The following is a 5350-nucleotide window of genomic DNA, read 5'->3' as shown; positions in this document are numbered from 1 at the left end:
ATTGTTCGGCGGTGTCCTACTCTCCCACACCCTACCGAGTGCAGTACCATCGGCGCTGAAGGGCTTAGCTTCCGGGTTCGGGATGTGACCGGGCGTTTCCCACTTCGCTATAACCGCCGTAACCCTGTGAAACAAGGTCACTCATATTCACTTCACAACCCCACCAAATGTGGGGGCGTGCCGTATGGGTGTTGTTTCAGAATCGTATAGTGGACGCGTATCTCCGCAGCTTGTAAAAGAAGAGTGTTGAGGTAAGTTATCGGCTTATTAGTACCGGTCAGCTCCACACATTACTGTGCTTCCACATCCGGCCTATCAACCCAGTAGTCTAGCTGGGAGCCTCACCAGGGTAACCCCTGCTGGAAACCTCATCTTGAAGCGTGCTTCCCGCTTAGATGCTTTCAGCGGTTATCACTTCCGAACGTAGCCAATCAGCCGTGCCCTTGGCAGGACAACTGACACACCAGTGGTTCGTCCATCCCGGTCCTCTCGTACTAGGGACAGGTCTTCTCAAGTTTCCTACGCGCGCAGCGGATAGGGACCGAACTGTCTCACGACGTTCTAAACCCAGCTCGCGTACCGCTTTAATGGGCGAACAGCCCAACCCTTGGGACCTACTCCAGCCCCAGGATGCGACGAGCCGACATCGAGGTGCCAAACCATGCCGTCGATATGAGCTCTTGGGCAAGATCAGCCTGTTATCCCCGGGGTACCTTTTATCCGTTGAGCGACGGCGCTTCCACAAGCCACCGTCGGGTCACTAGTCCCGACTTTCGTCTCTGCTCGACATGTCTGTCTCACAGTCAAGCTCCCTTGTGCACTTACACTCGAAACCTGATTACCAACCAGGCTGAGGGAACCTTTGGGCGCCTCCGTTACCCTTTGGGAGGCAACCGCCCCAGTTAAACTACCCACCAGGCACTGTCCCTGAACCAGATCATGGTCCGAAGTTAGGAGCCCAGAACGACCAGAGTGGTATTTCAACAATGACTCCACACACGCTGGCGCGTGCGTTTCACAGTCTCCCACCTATCCTACACAAGCCGCACCGAACACCAATACCAAGCTGTAGTAAAGGTCCCGGGGTCTTTCCGTCCTGCTGCGCGTAACGAGCATCTTTACTCGTAATGCAATTTCGCCGAGTTCGCGGTTGAGACAGTGGAGAAGTCGTTACGCCATTCGTGCAGGTCGGAACTTACCCGACAAGGAATTTCGCTACCTTAGGATGGTTATAGTTACCACCGCCGTTTACTGGCGCTTAAGTTCTCAGCTTCACACCCGAAAGTGTTAACCGGTCCCCTTAACGTTCCAGCACCGGGCAGGCGTCAGTCCGTATACATCGAATTACTTCTTCGCACGGACCTGTGTTTTTAGTAAACAGTCGCTTCTCCCTGGTCTCTGCGGCCCCCACCCCTAACCCGTACGGGTTTCAGGGCAGTAGGCCCCCCTTCTCCCGAAGTTACGGGGGCATTTTGCCGAATTCCTTAACCACGATTCACTCGATCGCCTTAGTATTCTCTACCTAACCACCTGAGTCGGTTTAGGGTACGGGCGGCTCGAACCTCGCTAGAAGTTTTTCTCGACAGCATAGGATCACCCTACTTCCCACATTACGTGGTCACCATCACGCCTCAGCCTTCACGACCAGCGGATTTACCTACCAGTCAGCTCACACGCTTGGACGGGGACAACCATCGCCCCGCGGAGGCTACCTTCCTGCGTCACTCCCTCGCTTACCTACTACAAGATCGGGTCCCACGCTCCCCACACACGCCCCACACCCGAAGGTGAGAGAACACGGTGGTTCGGGTGGTTAGCATCCCCTGATTCGATATGGGCGGTCCTTCGCCGGTTCCGGAATATCAACCGGATGTCCATCGACTACGCCTGACGGCCTCGCCTTAGGTCCCGACTTACCCAGGGCAGATTAGCTTGACCCTGGAACCCTTGGTTATTCGGCGGACGGGTTTCTCACCCGTCATTCGCTACTCATGCCTGCATTCTCACTCGTGTCACCTCCACGACTAGTTCACACTGCCGCTTCACCGGTGACACGACGCTCCCCTACCCAACCACACCCCTGAACATGGGCCCGAAGGCTCTTGCTAGGGACTTGTGTGATTGCCACAGCTTCGGTGGTGTGCTTGAGCCCCGCTACATTGTCGGCGCGGAATCACTTGACCAGTGAGCTATTACGCACTCTTTAAAGGGTGGCTGCTTCTAAGCCAACCTCCTGGTTGTCACAGCAACTCCACATCCTTTTCCACTTAGCACACGCTTAGGGACCTTAGCTGGTGATCTGGGCTGTTTCCCTCTCGACTACGAAGCTTATCCCCCGCAGTCTCACTGCCACGCTTACACTTACCGGCATTCGGAGTTTGGCTGACGTCAGTAACCTGGTGAGGCCCATCAGCCATCCAGTAGCTCTACCTCCGGCAAGAAACACGCAACGCTGCACCTAAATGCATTTCGGGGAGAACCAGCTATCACGGAGTTTGATTGGCCTTTCACCCCTACCCACAGCTCATCCCCTCCATTTTCAACTGAAGTGGGTTCGGTCCTCCACGACGTCTTACCGTCGCTTCAACCTGGCCATGGGTAGATCACTCCGCTTCGGGTCTAGACCCAGCGACTCAAACGCCCTCTTCGGACTCGCTTTCGCTACGGCTTCCCCACACGGGTTAACCTCGCCACTGAGCACTAACTCGCAGGCTCATTCTTCAAAAGGCACGCCATCACCAGCCCACGGGCCGGCCCTGACGGATTGTAAGCGCATGGTTTCAGGTACTATTTCACTCCCCTCCCGGGGTACTTTTCACCTTTCCCTCACGGTACTAGTCCGCTATCGGTCATCAGGGAATATTTAGGCTTACCAGGTGGTCCTGGCAGATTCACACGAGATTCCTCGAGCCCCGTGCTACTTGGGTATTCCATCAAACGCCGTGTTACGCATTTCGCCTACGGGACTCCCACCCTCTACGGTTCAGCACTCACCACTGATTCGACTACACGCACACCATCACGCCACCACACTGTCAGATGCGGTACAACGAAAACCCACAACCCCATGACTGCAACCCCTGACAGGTATCACACAACCATGGTTTAGCCTCATCCGCTTTCGCTCGCCACTACTCACGGAATCACTATTGTTTTCTCTTCCTGTGGGTACTGAGATGTTTCACTTCCCCACGTTCCCTCCACGCACCCTATGAATTCAGGTACGGGTCACACCACATAACTGGTGCGGGGTTCCCCCATTCGGAAACCCTCGGATCACAGCCCGTTTATCGGCTCCCCGAGGCTTATCGCAGATTACTACGTCCTTCATCGGTTCCTGATGCCAAGGCATCCACCATGCGCCCTTAAAAACTTACACAAAAAACCAGAAAATCTTTAAAAGCTACAAAGATGCTCGCGTCCACTATACAATTCTCAAACAACACACCAACACCACCACCACACACCCCACCGGGGCATGCCATGACGGGCAGCACCAAGAAAACAACCAAGTCGTTTTCTCAGGACCCAACAACGTGCCGACACCCCACACACCCGCAACCGAACCAGCATTTCCCCAACACCACCCCAAGAGAGTGAGTGTTCGTACTCCGCCGGCCCACCACGCATGTGCCAAGCATTCTGATTGATGATCCACCCATGAGCCACCCCACCGCACACTCGGCGATGAAAGGTGTTAATGCTCCTTAGAAAGGAGGTGATCCAGCCGCACCTTCCGGTACGGCTACCTTGTTACGACTTAGTCCCAATCGCCAATCCCACCTTCGACGGCTCCCCCCACAAGGGTTGGGCCACCGGCTTCGGGTGTTACCGACTTTCGTGACTTGACGGGCGGTGTGTACAAGGCCCGGGAACGTATTCACCGCAGCGTTGCTGATCTGCGATTACTAGCGACTCCAACTTCATGGGGTCGAGTTGCAGACCCCAATCCGAACTGAGACCAGTTTTAAGGGATTCGCTCCACCTCACGGCATCGCAACCCTCTGTACCAGCCATTGTAGCATGCGTGAAGCCCAAGACATAAGGGGCATGATGATTTGACGTCATCCCCACCTTCCTCCGAGTTGACCCCGGCAGTCTCCCATGAGTCCCCGGCTTTACCCGCTGGCAACATGGAACGAGGGTTGCGCTCGTTGCGGGACTTAACCCAACATCTCACGACACGAGCTGACGACAACCATGCACCACCTGTACACCAGCCCGAAGGAACCACCATCTCTGGCAGCGTCCGGTGTATGTCAAGCCTTGGTAAGGTTCTTCGCGTTGCATCGAATTAATCCGCATGCTCCGCCGCTTGTGCGGGCCCCCGTCAATTCCTTTGAGTTTTAGCCTTGCGGCCGTACTCCCCAGGCGGGGAACTTAATGCGTTAGCTACGGCACGGACCTCGTGGAATGAGGCCCACACCTAGTTCCCAACGTTTACGGCATGGACTACCAGGGTATCTAATCCTGTTCGCTCCCCATGCTTTCGCTTCTCAGCGTCAGTAGTGGCCCAGAGACCTGCCTTCGCCATCGGTGTTCCTCCTGATATCTGCGCATTTCACCGCTACACCAGGAATTCCAGTCTCCCCTACCACACTCTAGCCTGCCCGTACCCACCGCAGACCCAGGGTTAAGCCCTGGGCTTTCACGGCAGACGCGACAAACCGCCTACAAGCTCTTTACGCCCAATAATTCCGGACAACGCTCGCACCCTACGTATTACCGCGGCTGCTGGCACGTAGTTAGCCGGTGCTTCTTCTCACACTACCGTCACCAAAGGCTTCGTCATGTGCGAAAGGAGTTTACAACCCGAAAGCCTTCATCCTCCACGCGGCGTCGCTGCATCAGGCTTCCGCCCATTGTGCAATATTCCCCACTGCTGCCTCCCGTAGGAGTCTGGGCCGTGTCTCAGTCCCAGTGTGGCCGGTCACCCTCTCAGGCCGGCTACCCGTCAAAGCCATGGTAGGCCACTACCCCACCATCAAGCTGATAGGCCGCGAGTCCATCTCCCACCACAAAAGCTTTCAACACACCACCATGCGATGACATGTTCATACCCGGTATTAGACCCCGTTTCCAAGGCTTATCCCAAAGTGAAAGGCAGGTTACTCACGTGTTACTCACCCGTTCGCCACTAATCCACCAGTGCAAGCACCAGCTTCATCGTTCGACTTGCATGTGTTAAGCACGCCGCCAGCGTTCGTCCTGAGCCAGGATCAAACTCTCCAAAAAAGAATCCAAAACTGGCAAAAATCGATCAAGAGCAAAAAATGCTACAAAAACGATCAAACCAACAAACAATTGGCATCAATCATTCGACACGCTGTTGAGTTCTCAAAAAACGACC

At 55.2% G+C, this 5350-nt stretch carries 3 rRNA genes; all 3 read right to left on the bottom strand.

Annotated features, from left to right (window positions below):
* Positions 1-3 precede the first annotated feature (3 nt).
* Positions 4-121, bottom strand: a 5S ribosomal RNA gene (rrf, locus tag ACSZL9_RS19015).
* Between the two features lie 126 nt (positions 122-247).
* A 23S ribosomal RNA gene (locus ACSZL9_RS19010) occupies positions 248-3379 on the bottom strand.
* A 332-nt stretch (positions 3380-3711) separates the two neighbouring features.
* Positions 3712-5235: ribosomal RNA gene (locus ACSZL9_RS19005) — 16S ribosomal RNA — on the bottom strand.
* The 16S, 23S and 5S rRNA genes sit together here, the layout of an rRNA operon.
* Between the last annotated feature and the right edge of the window lie 115 nt (positions 5236-5350).

Source organism: Flexivirga sp. B27 (assembly GCF_052905685.1).
This window is presented reverse-complemented; position numbering and strand designations above follow the sequence as displayed.